Genomic DNA, 24,067 nt, shown 5'->3' with positions numbered 1-24,067 from the left:
CCGCGACAACTAGTCCATTCGACGCGGCCCTATTCTGCAGCCTCGATACGACTTCCGACCGCATGGACGACAACGATCTGCGGATTCCACGGCACCAGGGCGTCGATCGATTTTTCGAGTTCGTCGATGGGCGGAAGATCCTGAGGGCCCAGCACTTCGATCACCGCGGTGTCGGCCTGCCAGGTGACGGATCCGACCTGAGCATCCGGAACGGATGCGAGCCATTGCTCTGCCGCGTCATGAATCTGACGCACCCAGAGTGAGGTAAGCGAGTTGATCACCATGGGAATGGCCACGACGACGAGGGCTGATGCCAACAGGAGAAATACGCGACCATGTCGCGGCGACTCTGTGGTGCGGCTTTCTTTTGCGTAACCGGCGACTACCAGTACCAGGGTGGAGGTGATCACCATGGCAACCACATTCGAGGCGAACAACACCAGAGCACCGAGCGCAAGCGAGGGTGCCCCGGATCCGAGGCAGACACCGACGACGGCAAGTGGCGGGACCAATGAAATTGCGATGGCCACGCCGGGAAGCACATCACCGACGTCACGGCGAGTGATGGCAATGGATCCGGCGAAGCCAGTGGCAATCGCAGCCATGAGGTCGGCCAGTGTCGGGGAGGTGCGTCCGAGAACCTGAGAGTTGGTCAGCACGTTGGTCGGGTTGAGCAACACCTGCGCGAACAGGTATCCGAATGCCACGACCAACAACAGCCCCAACAGCACATGTAAAGCACTTCTGAACACCGGCGATCCACGACCGGTGGCAATGCCGAGGCCGGCACCGAGAATCGGAGTCGACAATGGCGCTACGATCATCGCCCCGATGACGGTGGCCGTCGAGTCAGAAACCACTCCCGCGACAGCGATTATTCCGGAAAGGGTAAGCATGATCCAGAATGCCGACCGCTTTGCACCACTGTCCCCGGCAGCGAGATCCAACCGCTCGTCCAGTTCGTCGAGACTTCGACGCTGGCTGTCCGGGACCAAAAATGCAAGCATCTCCCAGCCTTTCGAAAAACCGAAGTCAGCGATCGCGATTACACGGTAGCCCGCTTTCGGTGAGTGCGTACCGAAAACCGAGCACACCGAACCTGCCTGGTCGGTGACAGAGAACTGGTCTGGTGCACGCCTCCACTCACTGCGCGTCGAGATCCACCCCGCACGATCGGGTTCCTTCGCGCGGGGCGAACACCCAACGCCGGTGGCCACTTTCGGACGCACCGAAAGTGGAGTCCCACATTTATTCTGGGTCGTCGAGCTCAACGAGAGCATCCTGACTTGCTGGTCATCTTTTCGTTCCCACGGACCTCACAAAGCCCCAGTTCGAGACCGAGTGTGGGACACTCACGAAGGACAAGCCGGTACACAGCCCCACCTGCTGCACGCGGTTCGCGAACACGCATCTGCGCATCGGTTGGGATGGACACAGCTTTCCGGCGGTCAGTTCTCTCCAAGAGAAGGGCTAAAGATGCTACACACAGACATACCAAGCCAGGCAGAGATCATCGACCTAGCTTCCACCGAGGGAAGAACTTGCGTGTCGATCTATACACCGACCGCAGACACGGTACGAGACCATGATCGCGTGCAGCGCGAATTTGCCGGCCAGGTGCGCTCGGCATTGGCGCAGATCGAAGACTCCGACGAGCGAGCAACTATCGAGCAGTCATTCGAGGCGCTCACCGAATGGTCGGAGTTCTGGCGATACCAATCTCGCACCCTTGTTGTGCATGCAACCACCGAACGCATCCGTAGTTATCGCTTGCCCAACCGCCTTTCGGCCGTGACATTCGCCGGCGACCGCTTTTACCTCAAGCCCATGCTCCGAACCACATCGTTCCCGCAGACGGCGTTCGTCCTGGCATTGGCCGAGGGTGGCGTGCGGCTGGTCGACATCTCCGCTGACCAACCTCCTGCGGAGGTAAGCGTGCCCGGCCTGCCGACGGACCTCGAGTCCGAGCTCGGCAAGCCCGAGCGCAGCGGTTACGGTCCCGGTGGAAGGCCCCACAACCCGGACAGTCGTATGACCCGTATTCGGCAATTCACCCGCATCGTCGACCAGGCTCTGCGCACCACTTTGATCGGTCGCGGCATTCCATTGATCCTCGCTGCGGCCGACCCCATCGCATCGATCTACCGCGGCACCGCCACCTACCCGGGGCTGCTGCCACAGGGCATCGATGGTAATCCCCAGGCGCTCAGCGACGGTGCTTTGGCCGACGCTGCCCGCACCGTGCTGGACAATCACTACCGCGACCAACTGTTCGATTTGCGTCGACTCTTCGACGAGCGCAAGTCGCAAGGCCGCGGATCGACCGATGTTGCGGACGTTGCAAAGGCTGCCACATACGGTGCGATCGGCACGGTAATGGTCGACATCGAGAGCATCGTTCCGGGCACCGTCGATCCAGATACCGGTGACGTGCACTTCACGGACGCCGACGACGCACAGGTCTACGGTGTGGTGGACGAGATAACCCGGCGCGCATTATTGTCCGGCGCGACGGTGACCGCCGTTCGAAGCGAAGACATGCCCGACGGCGCACAGATTGCGGCGATCCTGCGGTACAAGAGCTGATCTGAGCTTCCCGCCCGTTCGCGGGCGGGAACTCTTCACCCGGCGTCGACCGGACCCTCGTTCGCTTCTACTTGCGCGCCATAATGTATGCCTGCGGTTGAAGCTCAGACCCCTTCGGCGCACGGACTAATCGAATGTCCACCCGAAACCTCCTCTTGCGCAACAGATTCACGATTTTCTCAGGAGACAGACGGTAGACGTCGTACGCGACGACATGACCGTATGCCTGTTCCAGTCGCACTCGCTCGTCGCCGACCTGAAACGAGAGTAGAAGCAAACCTCCCGGGGCAAGGACCCGCCAGAACTCCGCGAGAACTACGGTCAGGAGCTTCGGCGGGGTATGGATTATCGAATACCATGCGAGAACCCCCTCGACACTTCCGTCGGCGAGGTCCACATCGAGTATAGATCCGACGTCGAATTGCAGTGCAGGATAGTCCCTTCGGGCGATGTCGATCATCGTCGGAGACACATCGATCCCGACTGTAGTCAGCCCGCGACTGTGGAGGTACTCGGAAATCCGGCCGGGTCCACACCCGGCGTCGAGGACGCGCGCGCCTCCCCCTTCGCTCACCATGTCCGCGAATGTGTCCAACAATCGCCGATCGAGTGGCTTGTGCGAGAGTTCATCTCGCAGTAGTTCGGCGTAACTGTGCGCTACGGCATCGTAGGCCGTCCTGGTCGTATCCAGATGATCGAGATCCATGCCGTCCCTCTTGCAACAGAATTCGCTATGCCGACACTCCCCTAGCGATAGTCGTGATCGATGCCCGTCGCCCATCGAGAACACTCGACGGTGACGACGTCTAATCTACTGCGTAGAAACGCCCGTGCACCCGCGTCTCCACTCGAGGTGGCAATCACTTCGTCCCAATGCTCACGACCGAACACCACGGGGTGTCCGGGAGTGCCGCCGAATACCGCACGAGCCAGATGCGACGGCGACACTCGGGCCGAATCGAGCACGGCGCGAACAACCTCGGGACCCACATCGGGAGTGTCGACGACATGGACGACCGCGTACGAGAAGCCCTCGGCCGCAAATAGTCCAGCCTTCAGCGAGGCACTCATCCCGACGGGCCAATCGTCAGCGTGCACAGCGATCGCCCCGTCCGGCACCGCGCTGTCTGCGGCACCGAGCACCACGATCACCTTCTCGCATCCACCGTCGTGTAGGGCGCGCACGGCGATGTCGAGCCACCTGCCTTCGTCGGCGAGTACTTTCGGTGATCCGTAGCGGGTGCCGGCACCTGCAGCCAACAACACCCCGATCGCATCGCCCGTCAATTGTTTCTCCTTCGAGAGCTTCGATGTCCGCTGCACGCTGATCGTGTATCTGTCTTACCCACTCGACTAGCCCATCACCGCTCTCGCCCACTCGACCAGGGGTACGAGTTCACGCCAGGTATCGCGTACGTGCACCATCGCGTCGGACGTCTCGAGCCAGTCCGGTGATCCGAAGTGTTTCGACGCCGTCAAGGATTTGTGTCTGAGCAGGCCGATTCGAGGATGGTCGAGCTCGTATCCACGCGGCTTGGTCTTGAGCTGGTCACCACCGATCTCGAACCCCGCCGCGGTCAACGTCGTCACCAGTTTTTCGAGTTCGACCCCGCGCACGTCGTTGTCCACAGCTTCTCGATAGCGTGCGATGCCGTCGGTGGTCGAGCCGTAGAACCCGCCTGCGACGAAGAGCCCGGCCGGATCGATCTGTACGTAGAAGCCGAGGCTTTGCCCGCGCGCGACGAACCCACCCTGATGCGTCTTGTACGGCGTCTTGTCCTTGGAGAATCGCACGTCTCGATACGGTCGGAATACTTTCCCCTCACCGAACTCCGCTTCCAACTCTGCGAGCAACGCGGTCATGGGCGCTTTGACCGACTCGTCGTAGACGGATTTATGTGCAGCCCACCAGGTTTTACTGTTGTCCGCTTCGAGATCTTCGTAGAAGTCCAGCGCAGCAAAAGGAATACCGGTGAAAGCCATATTCGTCATCCTAGGAGGAAAGCTGACGCAGCTCTGCCGCGAACCGAGCCAAAGCACCGATGATCGGTTCATTCAGCGGTGATGCGGGCTCGTGCGGTGTCGCTGCGCTTACCCACTACGACCGATGTGCCTGCTTCAGCCAATCCCATGACGGGCATATTCGAGTAGATCGACTCGTGTTGGCCGACGCCGACACGGTACGTCTCGTGGTAGACCCCGACGTCGCCACTGGCACCGACTCGCCTGTTGAATGCCTTCCATGCCGGTAGGTGCGGATCGTTCGGGTTCTTTGCGAACGCTTCGAGCTGATCGAAGCTACGCCAGTACTGCACCACCGTCACAGTGCGTCCACCCATCGATATCCGAGCACCCAGCAGCCCCTTGTCGGGGTGCTGCTTCAGCTCTCGCAGCATGCGGGGCATCGCCAGAAATGGGCCGATCCACTTGTGAATCTTCCACAGCTTGTTGAAACGTATCCCGATGAGGAAGACGACGAAGTCGCCGTCGATCTGTGCGGTGTATCGCCCCGTCTGCACTCGTTGGTCCATGGGCGCGTTCCCTTCACTCGTTCCGTGTGCGATCAGGGTACGGATAGTTCCTCTATCCATAATGGATAGTGCTACTATCTGTCGATGGAGTCAAGGGCCGACCGGTGAGGGTTTCCGAACTCGGTCGACGCAGTGGAGTATCGGTCGCCTCTATCAAGTACTACCTACGTGAGGGTCTACTCACCGCTGGTGTGCAGACAGCCACCAACCAAGCCGTCTACGGCGATCAGCACGTTCGAAGGTTGCGCCTGATCCGCTCGCTCATCGACATCGGCGGCCTGTCGATCTCACATGTTCGCGCCACGCTGGCTGCCGTCGACGATGAGACGACGTCGCTTCACGACGCATTCGGGGCGGTGATGCACGGTCTCGACGAGGCCCCACCCGAGAACGAAGACAACGAAGTCGCGACGGCCTACCGCGAAGTGCAGGAATGGCTTTCGGCCAGGGACTGGCACATCGAGCCGGACGCGCCCGCGCCGTATCGGCTCGCCGAGCTCGTCGCCACGCTGCGCCGGTTCGACTTTCCGACTACCCTCGCCGACTTCGACAGTTCCGCCGACACCGCCGAGCGGACCGCAGAAGCCGAAGTGAAGTACGCCCGAGCTATGCCGGACCGCACGACTGCGGTCGAGACGATGCTCATCGGAACCGTCGTACTCGAGCGCGCGCTCGTCGAGGTCCGGCGGCTCGCGCTCGAAGCCGCAAGCTTCCGGATCGACGGCAGCGCACACCCCGTCACGCCGACGGAACCGTCATGAACGGGGATCATTCGACGGCTGGGGAGCACTGGACGGCCGACTCCCGATGACTCGCCAGTTCGTCGTCAATCGCCAATAGAGGTATGCGATCAGACCGAGCGGAATCGGAAGCAGCCACGTCGCCATCCGGAACAACACTACGGCCGCAACCAGTTCTCCTTGTTGACTCGTGGTCATGCCGACTCCGAGAACTGCGATCAGAACGGCGTCGGCAACCCCGAGACCGCCAGGGGTGGGTGCGAGGAGCACTGCCAACGACATGGCACCGAAGGCGACCACGATCCGATCCCAGCCCACTTCGTCACTGCTCGTACCCATCAGCCGAAGAGCCACGCCGAGCGCGAGTGCCCCGAGCAATTGCGAGAGCAACATCGTCGCAGTCAACGACCGCCAACAGGTACGTACCCGGGCAAGGAGATGCTCACGGAAGTCGGCTACGACCTCCTCCATGTCTCGTGGAGCGATCCGCTCGAACCGTCCTGCCAACACGTTTCGGCCGCGTGTGAGCGTTCGGCCGACGCGACGAGCAAATGCATCGTTGGTGATCACGAGCGCGACGAGTAGGCAGATCGCGGTGACGACCACGCATGTGCCTGCGGCAATCCAGACCTCCGACCCCGATGCGGTCCCGAAGAATACGAGAAACACTAGAGCGACCGACATCAGCACGTACCGCGACAGATTGGTCCAGATGCCGATCGTGATGATCGACGTCGAACTGTCCGCCAGCGTGAAACCCCAGGATCGGTACATTCCAAACGTCAAACCCGTTGCGACCGTGCCGCCTTCAGGAACAGTGTTGGTGAGTGCAAGCGATGCCGTCCGTGCGACACCGGCCTGCGCGATGGTCAGGCCGGGCAACGTATAAATCATCGGCCACAACATCGACGCCAGATAGAGCAGCCCGAAAACGCTCACGACGAGAACGTCGCCCACCGAAATCGAACTCAGCGCATCCGATACCGCACCCGAATTCCCGACCGTGCGGTAGAGCAGCCACATGACGAGCCCGACCACCCCGTACGACAGGGCGGCAGAAGCGACCTTACGGACAGGGCCGGGCGTCATCGGTCGTAGAAGGTCTGCAGAATGATCGTGCTACGAGTCCGAACATTCGCCGTTGCCCGAATCTCCTGCAGTAAGCCCTCGAGGCTGCGCGGCGATTCCACTCGAACGAGAAGAACGTAGCTCTCTTCCCCCGCCACCGAATGGCACGATTCGATGGCGGTGATGTGGCGAAGGCGCGCGGGTGCGTCGTCGGGCTGCGCGGGGTCGATGGGTGTGATGGCAACGAACGCAGACAGCGGACGTCCGAGCGCATCCGGATCCACCTGTGCGGTGTACCCGCGGATGACTCGACGGGCCTCGAGGCGTCGGACACGAGACTGCACAGCGGACACCGAGAGGGTGGCCTTCTCGGCCAACGTGGCCAGAGTCGCACGGCCGTCGGCGACCAGTTCGTCGATGATCAACCGGTCTATCCGGTCGAGGTTTTCGCTCACCTGCGCAATCTAGCCCAGTGCGACCCGACTCGACCCACTGGACAGCACAGAATGCCGCTGAAGACGTGGCGAAATGCGATCGAGTCAGGCGAACAGCGGCGGCAGCGCGAAAATCATCACGGTGGACCAGACCACGTGGGTGAGGATCGGCGCCAAGATGCCACCGGATGCGCGTCGTTGCAGGGCGAGAACGAAACCGAGCGTGATAGCGGCGAACGCAAGCATCGGATTCCCGCTCGCCAGGGTGACCACCGTGTAGATGACGGTCGAAATCAACACCGGCTTTCGACGACCGATCGCCGCGAACAGGGCACCTCGAAAGAAGATCTCCTCGGCGACCCCGTTGAGCAGGGTGATGAACACGATCAGTGCCAGGGATCCGAACCGCGCATGCGCCAGCACATTCTCGGTGAAGTCCGCCAGTGGCGGGATCTGTCGCACGATCAATGCCCCGACGACGAAGACGGCACTCGCAGCAAGCCCGGTGAGAATTGGGGTGATGATCGGTCGTCGCATCGAACCGTTGATCCGAATTCGTCCCAGATGCAGTGGACCCGAGGCGAATCCCCCTACGATCCACGCCGCCGCCAACCCGAGGGTCAGCGCATAGAACACACTGTCACCGGGTTCGACTGCCAGCGAAAGACCCAGCAGCGTCGCTCCGACCACGAGTGTGATCACCACCACGATCCGGCGTCGCAGGAATGCCTTGTCGGATTCCTCGTGGTCCCGGTCGACCTTTTCCACAAGGGCCGCCTTCACAACGTCGACCACACTCGTCTGCCACGTCGCCATCAAGCCTCCCTGTTTTTGTCGTCGAGAAGACGTCGTATTGCCGATCTCGTCCGGCCGGAAACACTGTCCACCACATCGAGGTTCGTGCGCACCACCGCTGCGACGGGCCAGGAGTACAACAACGAACGCGCGCCGAGGGACTCGAACAGGTCCCACGTAGGTTTCGACGAGGCCGCCACGCCGTAGCGGCGGATCACCGACGCATCGCCTCCGCTCCACGCTGCGTCGGTAACGGCAAGTCGCAGTGGATCCTTGAGTTCGCTCACTCCGGGCGGGGTGCCGACGCGGCCCTGCACACTGCGAAGCATCGCCTCCGCGATCGTCGTCCTACCGCCTTCGGGTTCACCGACGACATCGACGATCCGATCCTCCGACGTCGTCATGGTGTTGTGAAGTGACCCGACCAGGTCTTCGGCGAGTGCATCTGGAATGGGGATGATCTTGCCGATGACACGTCCGGCCAGTCCAGTAGGAACGCCGGGGGTGCGCAGCCCGACCCGGGTCAGTCCTGCCGCTTCCACGTACGCGAACAACAAATCTTGGTACGGCACAGTGTCCGGGCCGCCGATGTCGTACGAGCCGGGCGGAACCGTGGAGCGAGCCGCGAGGAGATAGAACAGGACGTCGTCGACGGCGATGGGCTGCACCGGGTGGCTCAGCCAGCTCGGCAGCGGCAGCACCGGGAGCCTGTCGGCGAGATAGCGCAGCATCTCGTAGGAGGTGGAGCCGGCACCGATCACGATCGCTGCGCGAAGCCATACGACCTCGACGCCGTCGACCGAGAGGGCCTCCCCGACGTCTGCTCGGCTCGCCAGATGCTCCGACAACTCTTCGCCCTCCGGCACGAACCCGCCGAGGTAGACGATCCGGCGCACACCGGCGGCGGCAGCCGCTTCGGCGAGCTGCCGGGCCGAGGTCAAATCTTGGCTACGGTAGTCGGCTTGCCCGATCGCGTGGACCAGGTAATACACCACCTCGACGTCGCCCGCTTGCTCGAAACCCTCACGAAGCGAGAGTGGGTCACCCGCGTCGAGCGCGCAGGTGTCGACGTCGTGCCACCAGTCGAATCTCGTCAGCGTCTCGGGTTTCCTCGAGGCAGCACAGACGTTGTCACCCGCATTCAGCAAGGATGCGACCAACCTCGACCCTATGTATCCACTCGCGCCGGTAACGAGAACTCTCATGACTCGAGGCTAACGACATCGGATCGGCGCTGCCGCAGCAGCGGGGCCCGGCGACCTACCTGTGGCATTGTCGAGTGATGGCACTGATGCTGGCCGGCGTTCGGCTTCCTGTCCCCTTCGGGGGTCTGACTGCGGCAAAATTCGGTCGAGACGTGGCGCTGTCGAGCGCGCGTTGGGCCCGCGATACCGCCAACTTCGCGTGGGAGCTTCCCGGTCGCGTCGAGACGTTGCTCGACGAGGTAACGACGCTCATGGCTCGAATCGACGAGGTTGTCACCGCCGCACAGCTCGTCGTCATCGAGGCCGCGGTCACTACTCGCTCGGCCGAAGGCGTCGTCGATACGGCGTCGAAGACATCGGCGACCGCGTTCGAGTTGGTCGAGCTGTTCGAGCCGATGGCGCAACAGGCGGCACCGTTCGCGCAAAAGTTCGTCTACCACCTGTCCGAGCAAGAAGTCGACGCCACCATCGCGATGGTCGACCAACTTCCCGAAATCGTCGAGCATATGAAATCCGTCCTTCCGATCTTGGCCACACTCGACACGGTGTCGCCCGAGATTCACGAATTGCTCAACGTGACAAAGGATGTCCGACGCGCCGTCATCGGGATCCCAGGGTTCAAATTCTTACGCAAGAGGGGCGAGGAGAAATTGGCAGAGGAAGCCGAGGACGAAGGCCACTGATTCCTCCTCGGCTCGCCACCGAAGCGGCTCACCAAGCGGGGGTCGATTCAGCCGTGTTCGGCGACGAGACGATCGAACTCGGCCCGGTCGACCAACTGCGGTTCACCGATAGCGAGGGCCTCGGCGTACTTGTTGGCGAGGCGGTAGTCGCGACCCAGGGGTCCCCGTTCACCGTCCTCGTCGTCGGCCTGCGCACTCGCACCGGGCGGGACCTCGCTCTGCAGGCCGTTGGTACGCTCGCCGATTTTTGCGTCGAGCTTGGCGGAAATGATCTGCATCGTTTCTTGGTCGTCGGTCATCAACCTCCCGTACCCGCCCTCGATCGTCTTCACACCTGTTCGCTCGCATCCACAGCTCAGCCGATGGTTGCTTGTCGGTGGCTGGGGGCATCATGGGCAGGTGGTCAGAAAAACTTCTCCTCAGCCCGGGACGCCCAAGGCCGAGACCCCGCGGTCGGGCAACTCTGCTCTGGCGAAGTTTTCCGCTCCCACCCAGGAGTGGTTCGCCGGCGCATTTCACAGTCCGACTGCAGCCCAGGCCGGAGCGTGGGAGGCGATCTCGAGCGGTCGCCACACCCTCGTCGTCGCCCCCACCGGATCCGGCAAGACGCTCTCCGCGTTCCTTTGGTCGATCGATCAGCTCGCCGGGCGAGCGCCGCAGACCGACCGCACCACGAAGGTTCTCTACATCTCGCCGCTCAAAGCACTGGCGGTCGACGTCGAGCGCAACCTCCGGGCTCCGCTGGTCGGTATCACTCAGACGGCGAAGCGCCTCGGGCTCGAACCACCCGACATCTCCGTAGGCGTTCGGTCGGGCGACACGAGCCCTGCGGATCGACGCAGTCTGATCAAGACCCCGCCCGACATCTTGATCACCACGCCGGAATCTCTCTTCCTGATGCTCACCTCGGCGGCCCGGGAGTCGCTGGTCGGAGTCGACACCGTCATCGTCGACGAGGTCCACGCGGTCGCTGGAACCAAACGCGGGTCTCACTTGGCGCTGTCTCTCGAGCGCCTCGATCTGATGCTTCCGAAGCCTGCTCAACGTATCGGGCTCTCGGCGACGGTCCGCCCGCACGAAGAAGTCGGACGATTCCTCACCGGTATCGCGCCCATCGAGATCGTTGCACCGCCGTCGCCGAAGATGTTCGACCTCACGGTTCAGGTACCGGTGGAGGACATGACCGAACTCGGCATCACCGAACCCGCGGACGGTTCTGCGTCAGCGGCGCCGCAGCAGGGGTCCATCTGGCCGCACGTCGAGGAGAAGATCGTCGACCTCATCCTCGAACACAAGTCGAGCATCGTATTCGCCAACTCACGACGTCTCGCGGAGAAGCTGACCGCTCGACTCAACGAGGTGTACGCCGAGCGGATGGGTGACGCCGTCGACACCACGCACAAGCCACCCTCTCAGATGGGCACACCCACCGAGGTCAACCACGGCGCCGACGCATTGTTGGCCCGTGCCCACCACGGAAGCGTCAGCAAGGATCAACGAGCACTCATCGAGGACGATCTCAAATCCGGCCGGCTTCGTTGCGTCGTTGCCACCAGCAGCCTCGAGCTCGGAATCGATATGGGTGCAGTGGATCTGGTGGTTCAGGTCGAGGCCCCACCCTCGGTGGCCAGCGGGTTGCAACGAGTGGGTCGTGCAGGCCACCAGGTCGGTGAGATCTCCAAGGGAGTGCTCTTCCCGAAGCACCGAACCGACTTGATCCACTGCGCTGTGACGGTCGAGCGTATGAAGACAGGCCAGATCGAGTCACTCTCCGTCCCCGCCAATCCGCTCGATATCCTGGCCCAGCACACAGTCGCGGCGTGCGCGCTGGAAGCAATCGATGCGCAGGACTGGTTCGACGCAGTCCGGCGCACCGGCAGCTTCGCGACTCTGCCTCGCTCCGCATACGAGTCGACACTGGATCTGCTCTCGGGCCGCTACCCATCGGACGAATTCGCCGAACTACGACCGAGATTGGTCTGGGACCGCGATGCCGGCACCCTTACCGGCCGTCCGGGCGCACAGCGACTGGCCGTGACCTCGGGAGGATCGATCCCGGATCGTGGATTGTTCACGGTATACATGGTCGGCGAAAAAGCTTCTCGGGTAGGCGAACTCGACGAAGAGATGGTGTACGAGTCACGCGTCGGTGATGTCTTCGCCCTCGGCGCCACCAGCTGGCGGATCGAGGAAATCACCCACGATCGAGTCCTGGTGAGCCCTGCATACGGTCAACCTGGGCGACTGCCGTTCTGGCACGGCGACGGGCTCGGTCGCCCCGCGGAACTGGGCAGAGCGTTGGGTGAATTCCTCCGCAGCACTGCTGAACGAGAAGGGTTGTCCGAGCGGCTGACCGGAAGCGGCCTCGATGTCAACGCGGTCAGCAACCTGATCGCACTTCTCGACGAACAAAAGGATGCGACGGGCCAGCTCCCGACCGACCGAACGATGATCGTCGAACGATTCCGTGACGAGCTGGGTGACTGGCGACTCGTTCTGCACTCGACGTACGGCCAGCAGGTGCATGCGCCGTGGGCACTTGCGATCGGCGCCCGTCTCATCGAGAGATATGGCATCGATGCTGCCCCGACCGCGTCCGATGACGGGATCATCGTGCGACTCCCGGACACCGAGGACCGACCTCCCGGTGCCGACTTGTTCGTGTTCGAACGTGACGAAATTGCCGACATCGTCACCGAGCAGGTCGGCGGTTCGGCACTTTTTGCATCGAGATTCCGCGAATGTGCCGCTCGCGCACTACTTCTACCCCGCCGCAACCCCGGAAAGCGTGCACCGTTGTGGCAGCAGAGACAACGGTCTGCCCAACTTCTCGACGTCGCGCGCAAGTATCCGACATTCCCGATTCTGCTCGAGACAGTGCGCGAATGTCTACAGGACGTCTACGACTTGCCTGCGCTGGAAGAGATTCTCGCCCAGATCGGCCGACGGCAGATCCGCATCGTCGAGATAGAGACGGCGTCGCCGTCGCCCTTCGCGAATTCTCTGCTGTTCAACTACGTGGGCGCGTTCATGTACGAGGGCGACAGTCCCCTGGCGGAACGTCGCGCGCAAGCCTTGTCGCTGGATTCGACACTGCTCGCCGAACTCCTGGGGCGCGTCGAGCTGCGTGAGCTCTTGGATCTGTCCGTGATCGAGACGACCGAACTCGAACTGCAGCGACTCGCAGAAGACCGAGCTGCCAAGGACATCGAGGGTGTCGCGGATCTACTCCGAATGCTGGGACCGCTGACCGTCGAGGAGGTGGCCGAGCGCACGCGAGGAAACGAGTCTCTCCGGTGGCTGATCGAGCTCGGGGGCGCAAAGCGCGCGATGGAGGTGAGCTTCGCAGGTCGGACGTGGTGGACTGCCATCGAAGACGCGGGCCGGTTGCGCGACGCCCTCGGTGTTCCACTGCCCATCGGCACACCGGCAGCCTTCATCGAACCGGTGGAAGACCCGCTGACCGACCTCGTGAGCCGGTATGCGCGTACCCACGGTCCGTTCTCGGTCACCGATCTCGCGGCCAGGTTCGGGATCGGGACGGCGGTCGCTCGCGGTGTTCTCACCACGCTCGGTGCCGACAAGAGAGTCGTCGAGGGAGAGTTCCGACCCGATACGACGGGCAGCGAATGGTGCGACAACGAGGTCTTACGCCGTCTGCGCAGACGGTCGCTCGCTGCGGCGCGTCACGAAGTCGAGCCGGTCGGCACCGCAACCCTCGGCCGATTCCTCCCCGCATGGCAACACGTAGGAAGTCGGCAACTCAACGGAATCGACGGTGTTGCGACAGTTGTCGAGCAGCTCGCCGGCGTACCGATCCCCGCGTCGGCCTGGGAGCCACTCATTTTCGCTTCGCGAGTCCGCGACTACTCCCCCGCGATGCTCGACGAATTGACCTCTACCGGCGAGGTTCTCTGGTCCGGCCACGGATCCATCACCTCGAAGGACGGCTGGGTCTGTCTACACATGGCCGAGACCGCCCCGTTGACTCTCGCTCCGCCCGCCGAATCGGATCTTTCCGAACTACAACTGCGCGTGTTGGACGCGGTCGCAGCTGGAGGCGCATATTTCTTCCGGCAGCTGTCGGACACGGTAGGCAGTACCGACGACGACAGTCTGCACGCCGCTCTGTGGGAGCTCGTATGGGCGGGCCGGCTCAGCAATGACACCTTTGCACCCTTACGCGCGCTCCTCAACGCGACGACCCGCTCGGCGCCGAGCCACCGAGCTCCGAGGAAGACGCCGCGGTTGCGGTTGTACCGTCGATTCGAGCGGCCCACGCTGCCTACCCGGACCGGGCCTCCCACAGCAGGAGGGCGCTGGTCCAGACTCCCAGAGCTCGAACCGGATCCCACGGTGCGAGCACACGCGACCGCCGACATGCTGCTCGAACGCTACGGCGTGGTCACGCGAGGTGCGGTGATGAACGAAGGAGTGCCCGGCGGATTCGCCACGATGTACAAGGTGCTCAGTACCTTCGAGGATTCCGGCCGCAGCCGACGCGGGTACTTCGTCGATTCGCTCGGTGGCGCGCAGTTCTCCACTTCCGATGTCGTCGATCGATTGCGCACGTACGACGAACGAGAAAAGACCGGCGCAATGGTCCTGGCAGCCTGCGACCCGGCCAACCCCTACGGTGCCGCGCTCACCTGGCCGAAGCCCGACGAAAAAGATGATTCGCCTCGACATCGGCCAGGACGGAAGGCGGGTGCACTCGTCGTACTCCATGAGGGCAACCTTGCTCTGTACGTCGAACGGGGTGGCAAGACCGTGTTGACATTCTCCGACGACGAAGCCGTGATCGAAGCTTCGGCCCGCGCGCTCGCCGCGACTGTGAAAAGGGGCGGAGTCGAGAAGCTGTTGGTCGAACGAGTGGATGGTCACGATATCCACGGAACGGCATTTGCCAAGACTTTGACCGAGGCGGGCTTCTCCGCAACCCCCAGGGGCTTGCGTCTGCGTGGGCAGCTTCATGCCTGAGGGAGATACCGTCTATCGGGCGGCGAACAAGTTGAGGGACGCGCTCGTCGGACGCGTACTGACGGGTTGCGATATTCGTGTACCTCGCTACGCGACAGTCGATTTCACGGGCCGGACAGTGGACTCGGTGGAAGCACGTGGCAAGCATCTCCTCATTCGGGTCGGCGGATATACGATCCACAGCCATCTGAAGATGGAAGGAACCTGGCAGGTCTATGCCCCCGGTGAAAGGTGGCGCAAGCCTGCGTTCCAAGCTCGCGCGATTCTGACGAACGAGAGTGCTTCCGCGGTGGGATTCGAACTCGGTGTACTGGACGTGGTGGAGGACGAAGACGAGGTCGTCGGATACCTCGGGCCCGATCTGCTCGGATCGAACTGGGATTCGGCTCTCGCGATCGCCAATCTGGCCGCCGACCCCGCCCGGCCTATCGGAACCGCATTGCTCGATCAACGAATTCTGGCAGGCCTGGGCAACGTGTATCGCAACGAGATCTGTTTTCTTCGAGGTATTGATCCGCGGACCCCAGTCGGTTCTGCAGGCGATCTACGCAAGATCGTCGACCTGTCGTTTCGCACGATCATGGCCAACAAGGATCGACATCAGCGAATCACTACCGGTGATAGACGTCCGGGGCGCCGATTCTGGGTCTACGGGCGGGAGAACAAGCCGTGTAGGCGATGTGGCACATCCATCCAGTTCGGATTGCTCGGCGACAACCCGCTGGAGGAACGCCAGATATATTTTTGTTCGTATTGCCAGCCCCCGCCCAGCTGATTCACAGATCGGCCCAGCTGATTCACAGATCGGCCCAGTTGATTCACAGCCCCGGCCGCCACGATTCTAGGGTCGACACGACTACCCTGAGCTCGGTCTCCTTTATCTGTCGGTGACAGAATTATCCGTTCGCCGGCCGGTAGTGACTACTGTCAATCGACATGGCACCGAATCTACGAAATCTCCTGCACAGACCGCTGCTGTCACGTAGCAGCCCACTGAGTCCTGGCAATGCCGCCAGTCGAATCAGCGCTTACGTATACGGCAATGTCTTGATACTGGTTGCTCTCATTCCGATGACGTCACCGGACGAGCACAGCTTTCAAGGTGTGGCAATCGTTCTCGGTACAGCGATATCGACGTTCGTAGCGCACGCATTCGCCGAGGGTGTCGGTGAAACCGTGCGAACCGGGGCCAATTTGTCGAGAGTCGCCCGAATCGAACAGCTCCGAGATTCCGTTCCGGTTTTGAGCGCGGCGGTACTTCCTGCTGTCCTCTTGGCCATCGGATGGGCCGGATTGCTGGATCCAGGGATCGGTCAAATCGTGGCCGAAATAACGGTCATCGCCAGGATTGCGTCCACGAATTTCATCGTCGGTCGTCTCCGAGGAGAGAAGCCCACCCGTGGAACTTTTTTGGGCTCCATCGTGCTCGCGCTGGTTGCCACCGCCGTGGTCGCGCTCAAGTTGGTTCTGACTCATTGACCGGGAAAGCAGCATGCTATTTGCTCGGCTGCACCGGTTCCAGGATTTCTTGTCGGGCCTCGGGGGCAACGACGCGTAGTGCATCGGCGGACTCGTCGTCGGGTGGCCTCTGTGACCTTCTCCAGATGGACCCCATCTTCGATCGGGGCAGCTGCCCCGTAAGACACGGGACTTAGCCGATCATGAAGTCCGAGAACAGCTTGTCTCTGAAGTGCCGGAGGGTTCATCCAGAACGTGTCGGCTGCACACAGTCCCATTCACGCATTTCGAGGATAGAACTGCTCCGATAGGTACACCAAGAAAATGGGTCCCTTCACATGCCCGAGGAGTCCTTATGATGGACCGGGACCGGCGGAGTCGAAGCCACATTGCCTAGAGGGAGCGCTGAAAATGGCAAGTGCAACACAGGCCGAAGAGTGGATGCGCGGTTACATTACCGACAGTCTCTCCCGCGCCGATATCGCAGCGTTCGTCGACGATGTCGCTCAATCCATGGGGTCCGATGTCCCCGAGCTATCTACCGACGCAGATGTTCGGAGGGACCTGTTGTTGGCTGTTCGCAGCCAGTTTCAAAACATTCTTGCCGTTCGGCAGTCCAACGGCACTGCACTGTGGTCTGCACCGGTAGCTGCGGAAGCTCATTCTCTCGCCCGCACCATCGCGCGCCGGGGACTCGAATTGCGAGTTCTATCCCATCTTTACCACGCCGGTCACCGGGCGGTGTGGCGGTTTGTGGCAGATTTCGTCACCAATGCCGACGTACCCGAGGAGTTCAAGGTCGAACTCGTCGTGATGATGTGGAAGCAGACGAGCGAAATCATGAATTCGATGCTCGATGAACTTGCCGCCACGTATACGTCCGAACGAGAAAGGCTGCTCAGCGGGACATTTTCGATGCGAGTGAACACGGTCCGCGAGATTCTGGACGGCAAGTTGAATGACGCCGAGGTCGCATCCGTACAACTGAGCTACCCGGTCCACCGCGTGAACACTGCCTTGGTGTTATGGACCAACGATCACGCCATCTCGATCGACTCGCGAATTTTCGAGCCACTTGCGTCGCGGCTGGCACGGTCAGCATCGGCAACCGAGATCCTCTGCATCCCGTCCGGGGCGCGGGGGTTGTGGGTTTGGATGGTGGCCGGACGTGACGAAGAACCGACGATCGACTCCACACTTGTGCCGTCCGGGGTGCGCGTCGCGGTGGGCAGACCTGGGAAGGGTATCGATGGGTTCCGGCGAGCTCACAGGGAGGCCCTGGCGGCGCAAGAGATCGCCATGCGGGCCAAGCAGAGCATACCCGTCACCAGCTATCGAGACATCGAGCTCGTCTCGATGCTCGTATCTCGACCAGACGCGATGAACACACTTATCGAACGCGAATTGCCCGGACTCTTGGGGGGCGACGAGCTGTCCGTGCGACTCCGGAAGACACTTCACGCGGTATTGTCATCCCCTGGAAATCTCGAGGCTGCCGCTAGCCAACTCGCCGTGCATAAAAACACTGTGCGATACCGCGTCCAACAGATCGAGGAGCGCGTCGGCCAGCGGATCACCTCCCGCTCGCTACACCTGAAACTCGCACTCGATTGCTTCGACACCTTCGGCGAGAACGCAGTCGCATATGTACCCTCCGAACAAAAAGATCCGGAAACCTTGGTCATGTGAGCCAAGCCGCAGCACCCGCGTGACTGGAAGGCTGACTGCTATCAGCCCCAATGAGGAGTGCGAAGTGCCCACACCGAATATTGCCGAAGGTTTCGACCCCACTGACCCAGACATCTACGCCACTCATATTCCGCACGCGGAGTTCGCTGAGCTACGCAAGACAGCACCTGTCTGGTGGTGTCCACAACCACCCACCGTCGGCGGATTTCACGACGACGGGTACTGGGTTGTTACTCGGCATGAGGACGTCAGGGAGGTCTCGCGCAACGACGTATATTCCACGTGGGAAAACACCGCGATCGTCCGGTTCGACGACGACATCCCTCGCGAGGCCATCGAACTACAGCGCCATATCCTACTGTTCAAAGACGCCCCCGAGCACACCAAGCTGCGAAAGATCATTGCTCGCGGCTTCACCCCACGCGCAGTGGCCAGCCTCGAGAACGCCCTGTCTGAGCGTGCGTCGACGATTGTCGAAGAAGCCCTGACCCTAGGGGCAGGCAATTTTGTCACCCAGGTGGCGACCGAGCTGCCGCTTCAGGCGATCGCGGAGCTCATCGGCATCCCGCAACAAGATCGTGGCAAGGTCTTCGACTGGTCCAACCAGATGACCGGATACGACGACCCGGAATTCGAGGGTGACCCCCAGGTCGCCTCGATGGAGCTCCTCGGGTACGCCTACCAAATGGCAGAAGAGCGTAAGAAGTGTCCCGCCGATGACATCCTCACCCAGCTGCTGAATGCCGAAATCGACGGTGATGAACTGCTCCCCGAAGAATTCGGCTTCTTCGTCATCCTGCTCGCTGTCGCGGGCAACGAGACCACCCGAAACGCCATCACGCACGGAATGATCGGCTTCCTGGAGAACCCCGATCAGTGGGAGCTCTACAAGAACGAGCGACCAAGCACCGCGGTCGACGAGATTATTCGCTGGGCGACCCCCATTACCGCGTTTCAGCGGACAGCGCTTGCTGACACCACGCTTGGTGGTCAGAAGATCAGCAAGGGCGACCGAGTTGCGATGTTCTATGCGTCGGCGAACTTCGACGAGGAGGTCTTCGACGATCCGAACAATTTCGATATCATGCGGGACCCGAACCGGCACTTGAGTTTCGGTGGAACCGGGGCGCACTTCTGCGTCGGCGCAAATTTGGCGCGTCTCGAGATCGATCTGATCTTCAACGCGATCGCTGACCACATGCCCGACATCACCAAGCTGGGCGATCCGAAGCGACTTCGATCTGGTTGGCTCAATGGCATCAAGGAGTTCGAGGTCGACTACGGAGGTCGCTGCCCGGTCGAACACTGAGCTCCAGTCGCGCACCGTTGGCAGCAGGCGCGAGCCTGCTGCTCTACTTGCTCGGCTGCACCGGTTCCAGGATTTCTTGTCGGGCCTCGGGGGCAACGACGCGTAGTGCATCGGCGGACTCGTCGTCGGGTTGCATCTGTGACTTGATCTCCGCCTCGACACGTGCGGTGTACGTCGCGACCTCGCGATCGACCGCCGCGGAGTCCCATCCGAGAATGGGCGCAGCCAAAGCCGCGACCTGTCCCGCGCAATGGACTCCACGATGGGAGTACTCGATCGATATGCGCGTTCGGCGAGCGAGGATGTCCTCCAAGTGGAGCGCACCTTCGGCAGCAGCGGCGTACACGACCTCGACCTGGAGGTAGCTGGGCGCGTCGGTGATCGGCTGCAAGAGTTCGGGCGTGTCCTTCGCCATGTCGAGCACCTCGTCGATCAACGAGCCGTACCGATCGAGAAGGTGGGTCACCCGGTAGGGATGCAGGCCGTACATCTTCGCGAGATGATGCGTCTGGTTGACCAGGGCGAAGTAGCCGTCGGCACCGACGAGCGGAACTTTCTCCGTGATCGACGACGCGACCCTGGCAGGGATGTCCTCGGCGGCAAGATCGACGGCGTCCTCGGCCATCACGCGGTAGGTGGTGTATTTGCCGCCCGCGATCGCCACGAGGCCGGGAGCGACGCGAGCGACGGCGTGTTCCCGGGACAGCTTCGACGTCTCGTCGCTTTCACCTGCCAGCAGTGGACGCAGGCCTGCGTAGACACCATCGATGTCCTCGTGCGTCAGTGGTGTCACCAGCACTGTGTTGACCTCGCCGAGGATGTAGTCGATATCGGCTTTCGTGGCAGCAGGATGCGCCAGGTCGAGCTTCCAGTCGGTATCGGTGGTGCCGATGATCCAATGTGCACCCCACGGAATGATGAACAGCACCGACTTCTCGGTGCGCAGAATGATCGCGGCCTCGCTGACGATGCGGTCACGCGGCACCACGATATGTACGCCCTTCGAGGCGCGTACACGAAACCGTCCTCGTTGCGAGGACAACGCCTGGATTTCATCGGTCCACACGCCGGTTGCGTTGATTACCACACTTCCGCGTATCTCGGTGGTGGCTCCGTTTTCCGAATCACGCACGCGCACACCGGAAACTCGATCGGCCTCACGCAGAAATCCAACGACCTGCGTCGACGTGCGAACGACGGCCCCGTAATGTGCCGCGGTGCGAGCAACACTCATCGTGTGGCGTGCGTCGTCGACGACGGTGTCGTAGTAGCGGATTCCGCCGATGAGGGATTTGCGCTTGAGGCCCGGTGTCATCCGCAACGCACCCGATCGGGTGAGGTGCTTCTGCGCCGGAACGGACTTCGCGCCACCCATCCTGTCGTACAGAAAGATCCCCGCAGCGATGTAGGGACGTTCCCAGACGCGGTGCGTCAGCGGAAAAAGGAACTTCAGCGGCTTGACGAGGTGCGGCGCCAACGTCGACAGCGACAGCTCTCGCTCGTGCAGAGCTTCACGTACCAGACCGAACTCGAGCTGCTCGAGGTATCGCAGTCCACCGTGGAACATCTTCGAGGACCGACTCGAGGTTCCCGATGCGAAGTCACGAGCTTCGACGAGAGCAACCTTCAAACCACGGGTCGCAGCGTCCAGCGCAGCACCTGCTCCGACGACGCCACCACCGATGATGATGACGTCGAAGTACTCGGATCCGAGCCGCTCCCAGGCATCGACACGCGCCTGAGGCCCCAGCAAAGTGGTGTTCGATCGATTGCTCACGAGCTCGCTCCCCACATAGACCATTTCCCTGACCGCCCCTGCAGGCTACCGTTCGGGTTCGATACCCGCGTCACCTCCGAGTCGAACAAAGGAACGTAGTGACCTCCGACACCAGCACCGATGTGACCTCTGGCACCTTCATTGCCTCGATCGATCAGGGCACGACGTCTTCTCGCTGCATCATTTTCGGCCACGACGGCAAGCCGGTCGGCTCGGCGCAGAAGGAGCATCGTCAGATCTTCCCGCGCGCCGGTTGGGTCGAACACGACGCCGAGGAGATCTGGGTCAACGTTCGCGAAGTGGTCGGTGCCGCACTCGGGAATGCCGACGTCAAAGCGCAGGACATCGCTGCTGTCGGCATTACCAACCAGCGCGAAACGACACTGGTCTGGGATCGAGCCACCGGCAAACCGGTCTACAACGCGATCGTGTGGCAGGACACTCGTACCGACGAATTGTGTCGAGAGCTGGCCGGCGACCAAGGCTCCGACCGTTATCAGCAGATCACCGGCCTGCCGTTGTCCACCTATTTCGCAGGGCCGAAGATTCGTTGGATTCTCGACAACGTCGACGGCGTTCGTGAACGTGCCGAAGCCGGCGAACTCTGCTTCGGAACGATGGATTCCTGGGTGTTGTGGAACCTCACCGGCGGAGCCGACGGCGGCAAGCACATCACCGACGTGACCAACGCCTCTCGCACGCTGTTGATGGATCTCGAAACACTGTCCTGGCGGGAGGACATCTGCGCCGACTTCGCAATTCCGATGTCGATGCTGCCCGAGATCCGCACGTCCTCCGAGGTGTATGCCGAGGTTCGTCCTCGGGGTGTGCTCGCCGGCGTCCCGATCTCGGGAATTCTGGGCGACCAACAGGCCGCAACATTCGGGCAGGCATGCTTGTCCCCGGGCGAGGCCAAGAATACGTACGGCACCGGGAACTTCCTGCTGCTCAACACCGGAACGACGCCGGTGCACAGTAAGCATGGACTGCTCACCACCGTCTGTTACAAGCTCGGTGACAAAGACGCTGTCTACGCTCTCGAGGGCTCGGTGGCCGTCACCGGCTCCCTCGTGCAGTGGCTGCGCGACAACCTCGGCATCATCGAGCGCACCGCCGATATCGAACGCCTCGCCGGAACGGTCGAGGACAACGGCGGTGTGTACTTCGTTCCCGCGTTTTCCGGTCTGTTCGCGCCTCGGTGGCGGCCCGATGCGCGCGGAGTCATCTCAGGTCTGACGCGTTTTGCCAACAAGGGCCACATCGCCCGAGCAGCGTTGGAGGCGACGGCATTTCAAACACGAGAAGTCATCGACGCGATGTACGCAGATTCCGAGGTCACGCTGACGACTTTGAAGGTGGACGGCGGAATGGTCGTAAACGAGCTCCTCATGCAGTTCCAGTCCGACGTTCTCGGCGTCCCTGTGGTCCGGCCGGTCGTCAACGAAACGACTGCTCTGGGCGCCGCCTACGCGGCGGGCCTGGCCGTCGGCTACTGGAGTGGCGAGGACGAGATCGTGGCGAACTGGGCCGCCGACAAGACCTGGAAGCCCGATTTGGCATCCGATGCTCGAGAGGCGATGTACGACAAGTGGAATCGCGCTGTGGAACGCACCTACGACAGCGTATGAGCGACCGACAGCCGTCGCACGGCCTCGCGGAGAACGTCCGAAGACGAACTCGCGAAACATAATCGAGCCGCGCCTGAATACTGGGGAGAGTCCGCGAAGGCCCGCCCGGGGACGAAGGCTACGCCGTGATCGAGCGCGCGCGACAGCAAGGCCGTGGTGTCGGTGCTGTCCTGGAACTCCACCCACAAGAACATTCCCCCGCTCGCGGGTGATAGCACCATTCGGTCACCGAAAGTGCCTTTCAATGCATCTTCGAGGGCCTGCGCGCGGGCACTGTACTGCGAGCGCAAGACCTCGAGGTGGCGCTCGAGCCAGGCAGCGTCGTCGAGCATGTCGGCGGCCATCTGTTGGGTCATAGACGATCCGCACAGGTCGGCGCCCTGCTTGAGCAGTTCGACGGCCTGACACACAACCACCGGTGCGGTCAGCCAGCCGACCCGAAGCGCCGGAGCGATGATCTTCGACGCACTGGAGAGCCGAACCACGCGGTCGGAGTAGGCGGCTATGGACTTCGGGGGTTGGACGCCGAACCACAACTCGCCGTAAGGGTCGTCCTCGAGGATCCAGAACCCGTAGCGATCGGCGAGCGCGGCGAGCTGTTTGCGACCGAAATCCGACATCGTCACGCCGCGTGGATTGTGAAAGTTGCTCACAGTGTGGACGAGTGTGGGCCGAAGGCCGGCCTCCAACCTGCGGGCCAGTTCGTCGGTGTCCATTCCCGCATCACCGATCGGTATTGCGTGGATATCGGCCCCTGCTATCGAGAAGACCTGCAGCGCACCGGCATAAGCGGGCTCATCGACGACGACCACGGCGCCGGGATCGAGCAATGCTTGAGTGAGGAGGGTGAGCGCTTGCTGCGAACCGTGCGTGACTACGACCTCGCCGGAAGTGACTTCTCTTCCGACCGAGCGTGATTCACGGGTTGCGATGATCTCACGGAGTGGGCGCCAACCGGAGGTTTCGCCGTACTGCACCGAGGACGGTATCATCAGCACTGCCTCCGCTGCTTGCCGAATGCGGTGCGCGGGAATCAGCTCCGTCGCCGGAAGACCGCCTGCAAGACTGATCACGTCCTCTCGCGCAGTCAGAGCGAGCAGGTCTCGAATCGCAGAACTCTCCAGTGAATCGAGACGACGGGCAAGCGACGGCAGAGCGCAAGTCATTGATTTCCCCAGGGATCG

The 24,067-nt window shown here is 62.0% G+C and carries 21 protein-coding genes; 9 read left to right on the top strand and 12 right to left on the bottom strand.

Annotated elements, in window-relative coordinates; translation table 11 throughout:
* Positions 1-29: 29 nt before the first annotated feature.
* Complete coding sequence (locus BJD99_RS10690) at positions 30-1,007, bottom strand: TIGR00341 family protein (protein ID WP_084346940.1); 978 nt, start codon at positions 1,005-1,007, stop codon at positions 30-32.
* Between the two features lie 538 nt (positions 1,008-1,545).
* On the opposite strand from BJD99_RS10690, the gene BJD99_RS10685 reads away from it, so the two are divergent.
* Positions 1,546-2,586, top strand: a complete 1,041-nt coding sequence (locus BJD99_RS10685) for a hypothetical protein (protein ID WP_256895610.1) — start codon at positions 1,546-1,548, stop codon at positions 2,584-2,586.
* Between the two features lie 67 nt (positions 2,587-2,653).
* Here the strand turns inward: BJD99_RS10685 and BJD99_RS10680 are convergent, their stop codons facing one another.
* From BJD99_RS10680 to BJD99_RS10665, 4 genes are all read right to left on the bottom strand, one after another.
* Positions 2,654-3,292, bottom strand: coding sequence for a bifunctional 2-polyprenyl-6-hydroxyphenol methylase/3-demethylubiquinol 3-O-methyltransferase UbiG (locus tag BJD99_RS10680; protein WP_084346822.1), 639 nt, complete (start codon positions 3,290-3,292; stop codon positions 2,654-2,656).
* A gap of 41 nt (positions 3,293-3,333) precedes the next feature.
* Positions 3,334-3,873 carry an NTP transferase domain-containing protein gene (locus BJD99_RS10675; protein ID WP_084346939.1) on the bottom strand — a complete coding sequence of 180 codons (540 nt, stop codon included), beginning with the start codon at positions 3,871-3,873 and terminating at the stop codon, positions 3,334-3,336.
* Positions 3,874-3,939: 66 nt separating this feature from the next.
* Complete coding sequence (locus tag BJD99_RS10670; RefSeq protein WP_084346821.1) at positions 3,940-4,569, bottom strand: DUF2461 domain-containing protein; 630 nt, start codon at positions 4,567-4,569, stop codon at positions 3,940-3,942.
* Positions 4,570-4,637: 68 nt separating this feature from the next.
* Positions 4,638-5,117: a DUF4188 domain-containing protein gene (locus tag BJD99_RS10665; protein WP_084346938.1), complete on the bottom strand. Its 480-nt coding sequence runs from the start codon at positions 5,115-5,117 to the stop codon at positions 4,638-4,640.
* 104 nt (positions 5,118-5,221) lie between these two features.
* On the opposite strand from BJD99_RS10665, the gene BJD99_RS10660 reads away from it, so the two are divergent.
* Entirely contained in the window at positions 5,222-5,878 is a 657-nt protein-coding gene (locus BJD99_RS10660; protein ID WP_084346820.1) for a MerR family transcriptional regulator, read from the top strand.
* Here BJD99_RS10660 and BJD99_RS10655 read toward each other — a convergent pair.
* From BJD99_RS10655 to BJD99_RS10640, 4 genes are all read right to left on the bottom strand, one after another.
* The gene (locus BJD99_RS10655; protein ID WP_084346819.1) at positions 5,873-6,946 is read right to left on the bottom strand and encodes a YbhN family protein; all 1,074 of its coding nucleotides are present in this window, start codon (positions 6,944-6,946) and stop codon (positions 5,873-5,875) included. The two genes, BJD99_RS10660 and BJD99_RS10655, sit on opposite strands and share 6 nt — an antisense overlap.
* Entirely contained in the window at positions 6,943-7,380 is a 438-nt protein-coding gene (locus BJD99_RS10650; RefSeq protein WP_084346818.1) for an Lrp/AsnC family transcriptional regulator, read from the bottom strand. The genes BJD99_RS10655 and BJD99_RS10650 overlap by 4 nt, the downstream gene beginning before the upstream one ends.
* A gap of 84 nt (positions 7,381-7,464) precedes the next feature.
* Positions 7,465-8,175, bottom strand: a complete 711-nt coding sequence (locus BJD99_RS10645) for a CPBP family intramembrane glutamic endopeptidase (protein WP_084346817.1) — start codon at positions 8,173-8,175, stop codon at positions 7,465-7,467.
* Positions 8,175-9,359: an NAD(P)H-binding protein gene (locus BJD99_RS10640; RefSeq protein WP_084346816.1), complete on the bottom strand. Its 1,185-nt coding sequence runs from the start codon at positions 9,357-9,359 to the stop codon at positions 8,175-8,177. The genes BJD99_RS10645 and BJD99_RS10640 overlap by 1 nt, the downstream gene beginning before the upstream one ends.
* A 77-nt stretch (positions 9,360-9,436) precedes the next feature.
* On the opposite strand from BJD99_RS10640, the gene BJD99_RS10635 reads away from it, so the two are divergent.
* Positions 9,437-10,042: a ribulose 1,5-bisphosphate carboxylase large subunit gene (locus BJD99_RS10635; protein ID WP_084346815.1), complete on the top strand. Its 606-nt coding sequence runs from the start codon at positions 9,437-9,439 to the stop codon at positions 10,040-10,042.
* Between the two features lie 47 nt (positions 10,043-10,089).
* Here BJD99_RS10635 and BJD99_RS10630 read toward each other — a convergent pair whose 3' ends face one another.
* The gene (locus BJD99_RS10630) at positions 10,090-10,341 is read right to left on the bottom strand and encodes a modification methylase HgiDII (RefSeq protein ID WP_084346937.1); all 252 of its coding nucleotides are present in this window, start codon (positions 10,339-10,341) and stop codon (positions 10,090-10,092) included.
* A gap of 169 nt (positions 10,342-10,510) precedes the next feature.
* On the opposite strand from BJD99_RS10630, the gene BJD99_RS10625 reads away from it, so the two are divergent.
* The 5 genes from BJD99_RS10625 (at position 10,511) to BJD99_RS10605 (ending at position 19,478) form a co-directional block, all read left to right on the top strand.
* The gene (locus BJD99_RS10625) at positions 10,511-15,022 is read left to right on the top strand and encodes an ATP-dependent helicase (RefSeq protein WP_218775714.1); all 4,512 of its coding nucleotides are present in this window, start codon (positions 10,511-10,513) and stop codon (positions 15,020-15,022) included.
* Positions 15,015-15,797: a DNA-formamidopyrimidine glycosylase family protein gene (locus BJD99_RS10620; protein WP_084346936.1), complete on the top strand. Its 783-nt coding sequence runs from the start codon at positions 15,015-15,017 to the stop codon at positions 15,795-15,797. The genes BJD99_RS10625 and BJD99_RS10620 overlap by 8 nt, the downstream gene beginning before the upstream one ends.
* A gap of 161 nt (positions 15,798-15,958) precedes the next feature.
* The gene (locus BJD99_RS10615; RefSeq protein ID WP_084346813.1) at positions 15,959-16,501 is read left to right on the top strand and encodes a hypothetical protein; all 543 of its coding nucleotides are present in this window, start codon (positions 15,959-15,961) and stop codon (positions 16,499-16,501) included.
* A 390-nt stretch (positions 16,502-16,891) separates the two neighbouring features.
* Positions 16,892-18,169: a CdaR family transcriptional regulator gene (locus tag BJD99_RS10610; protein ID WP_084346812.1), complete on the top strand. Its 1,278-nt coding sequence runs from the start codon at positions 16,892-16,894 to the stop codon at positions 18,167-18,169.
* A 64-nt stretch (positions 18,170-18,233) separates the two neighbouring features.
* A complete protein-coding gene (locus BJD99_RS10605) occupies positions 18,234-19,478 on the top strand; it encodes a cytochrome P450 (protein ID WP_143542115.1) in 1,245 nt (414 codons plus the stop codon).
* A gap of 43 nt (positions 19,479-19,521) precedes the next feature.
* Here BJD99_RS10605 and glpD read toward each other — a convergent pair whose 3' ends face one another.
* A complete protein-coding gene (gene glpD, locus BJD99_RS10600) occupies positions 19,522-21,279 on the bottom strand; it encodes a glycerol-3-phosphate dehydrogenase (protein ID WP_084346810.1) in 1,758 nt (585 codons plus the stop codon).
* 98 nt (positions 21,280-21,377) lie between these two features.
* Between glpD and glpK the strand changes: the two genes are divergently transcribed.
* On the top strand, positions 21,378-22,883 hold the full coding sequence (gene glpK, locus BJD99_RS10595; RefSeq protein WP_084346935.1) for a glycerol kinase GlpK: 1,506 nt from the start codon (positions 21,378-21,380) through the stop codon (positions 22,881-22,883).
* Here the strand turns inward: glpK and BJD99_RS10590 are convergent.
* Complete coding sequence (locus tag BJD99_RS10590; RefSeq protein ID WP_084346809.1) at positions 22,868-24,049, bottom strand: PLP-dependent aminotransferase family protein; 1,182 nt, start codon at positions 24,047-24,049, stop codon at positions 22,868-22,870. The two genes, glpK and BJD99_RS10590, sit on opposite strands and share 16 nt — an antisense overlap.
* Positions 24,050-24,067: the final 18 nt, after the last annotated feature.

It is taken from the genome of Rhodococcus sp. 1163 (assembly GCF_002091985.1).
Taxonomy (GTDB): domain Bacteria; phylum Actinomycetota; class Actinomycetes; order Mycobacteriales; family Mycobacteriaceae; genus Rhodococcoides.
Note: the sequence above shows the minus strand (reverse complement) of the source record. Positions and strands in the feature narration are given on the sequence as shown.

Excerpts from the sequence above, each read along its gene's own strand:
- BJD99_RS10690 (WP_084346940.1), bottom strand. The coding sequence starts at position 1,007 with ATGCTTGCATTTTTGGTCCCGGACAGCCAGCGTCGAAGTCTCGACGAA.
- BJD99_RS10680 (WP_084346822.1), bottom strand. The coding sequence starts at position 3,292 with ATGGATCTCGATCATCTGGATACGACCAGGACGGCCTACGATGCCGTA.
- BJD99_RS10670 (WP_084346821.1), bottom strand. The coding sequence starts at position 4,569 with ATGGCTTTCACCGGTATTCCTTTTGCTGCGCTGGACTTCTACGAAGAT.
- BJD99_RS10665 (WP_084346938.1), bottom strand. The coding sequence starts at position 5,117 with ATGGACCAACGAGTGCAGACGGGGCGATACACCGCACAGATCGACGGC.
- BJD99_RS10655 (WP_084346819.1), bottom strand. The coding sequence starts at position 6,946 with ATGACGCCCGGCCCTGTCCGTAAGGTCGCTTCTGCCGCCCTGTCGTAC.
- BJD99_RS10645 (WP_084346817.1), bottom strand. The coding sequence starts at position 8,175 with ATGGCGACGTGGCAGACGAGTGTGGTCGACGTTGTGAAGGCGGCCCTT.
- BJD99_RS10640 (WP_084346816.1), bottom strand. The coding sequence starts at position 9,359 with ATGAGAGTTCTCGTTACCGGCGCGAGTGGATACATAGGGTCGAGGTTG.
- BJD99_RS10635 (WP_084346815.1), top strand. The coding sequence starts at position 9,437 with ATGGCACTGATGCTGGCCGGCGTTCGGCTTCCTGTCCCCTTCGGGGGT.
- BJD99_RS10630 (WP_084346937.1), bottom strand. The coding sequence starts at position 10,341 with ATGACCGACGACCAAGAAACGATGCAGATCATTTCCGCCAAGCTCGAC.
- BJD99_RS10620 (WP_084346936.1), top strand. The coding sequence starts at position 15,015 with ATGCCTGAGGGAGATACCGTCTATCGGGCGGCGAACAAGTTGAGGGAC.
- BJD99_RS10615 (WP_084346813.1), top strand. The coding sequence starts at position 15,959 with ATGGCACCGAATCTACGAAATCTCCTGCACAGACCGCTGCTGTCACGT.
- BJD99_RS10610 (WP_084346812.1), top strand. The coding sequence starts at position 16,892 with ATGGCAAGTGCAACACAGGCCGAAGAGTGGATGCGCGGTTACATTACC.
- glpD (WP_084346810.1), bottom strand. The coding sequence starts at position 21,279 with ATGGTCTATGTGGGGAGCGAGCTCGTGAGCAATCGATCGAACACCACT.
- BJD99_RS10590 (WP_084346809.1), bottom strand. The coding sequence starts at position 24,049 with ATGACTTGCGCTCTGCCGTCGCTTGCCCGTCGTCTCGATTCACTGGAG.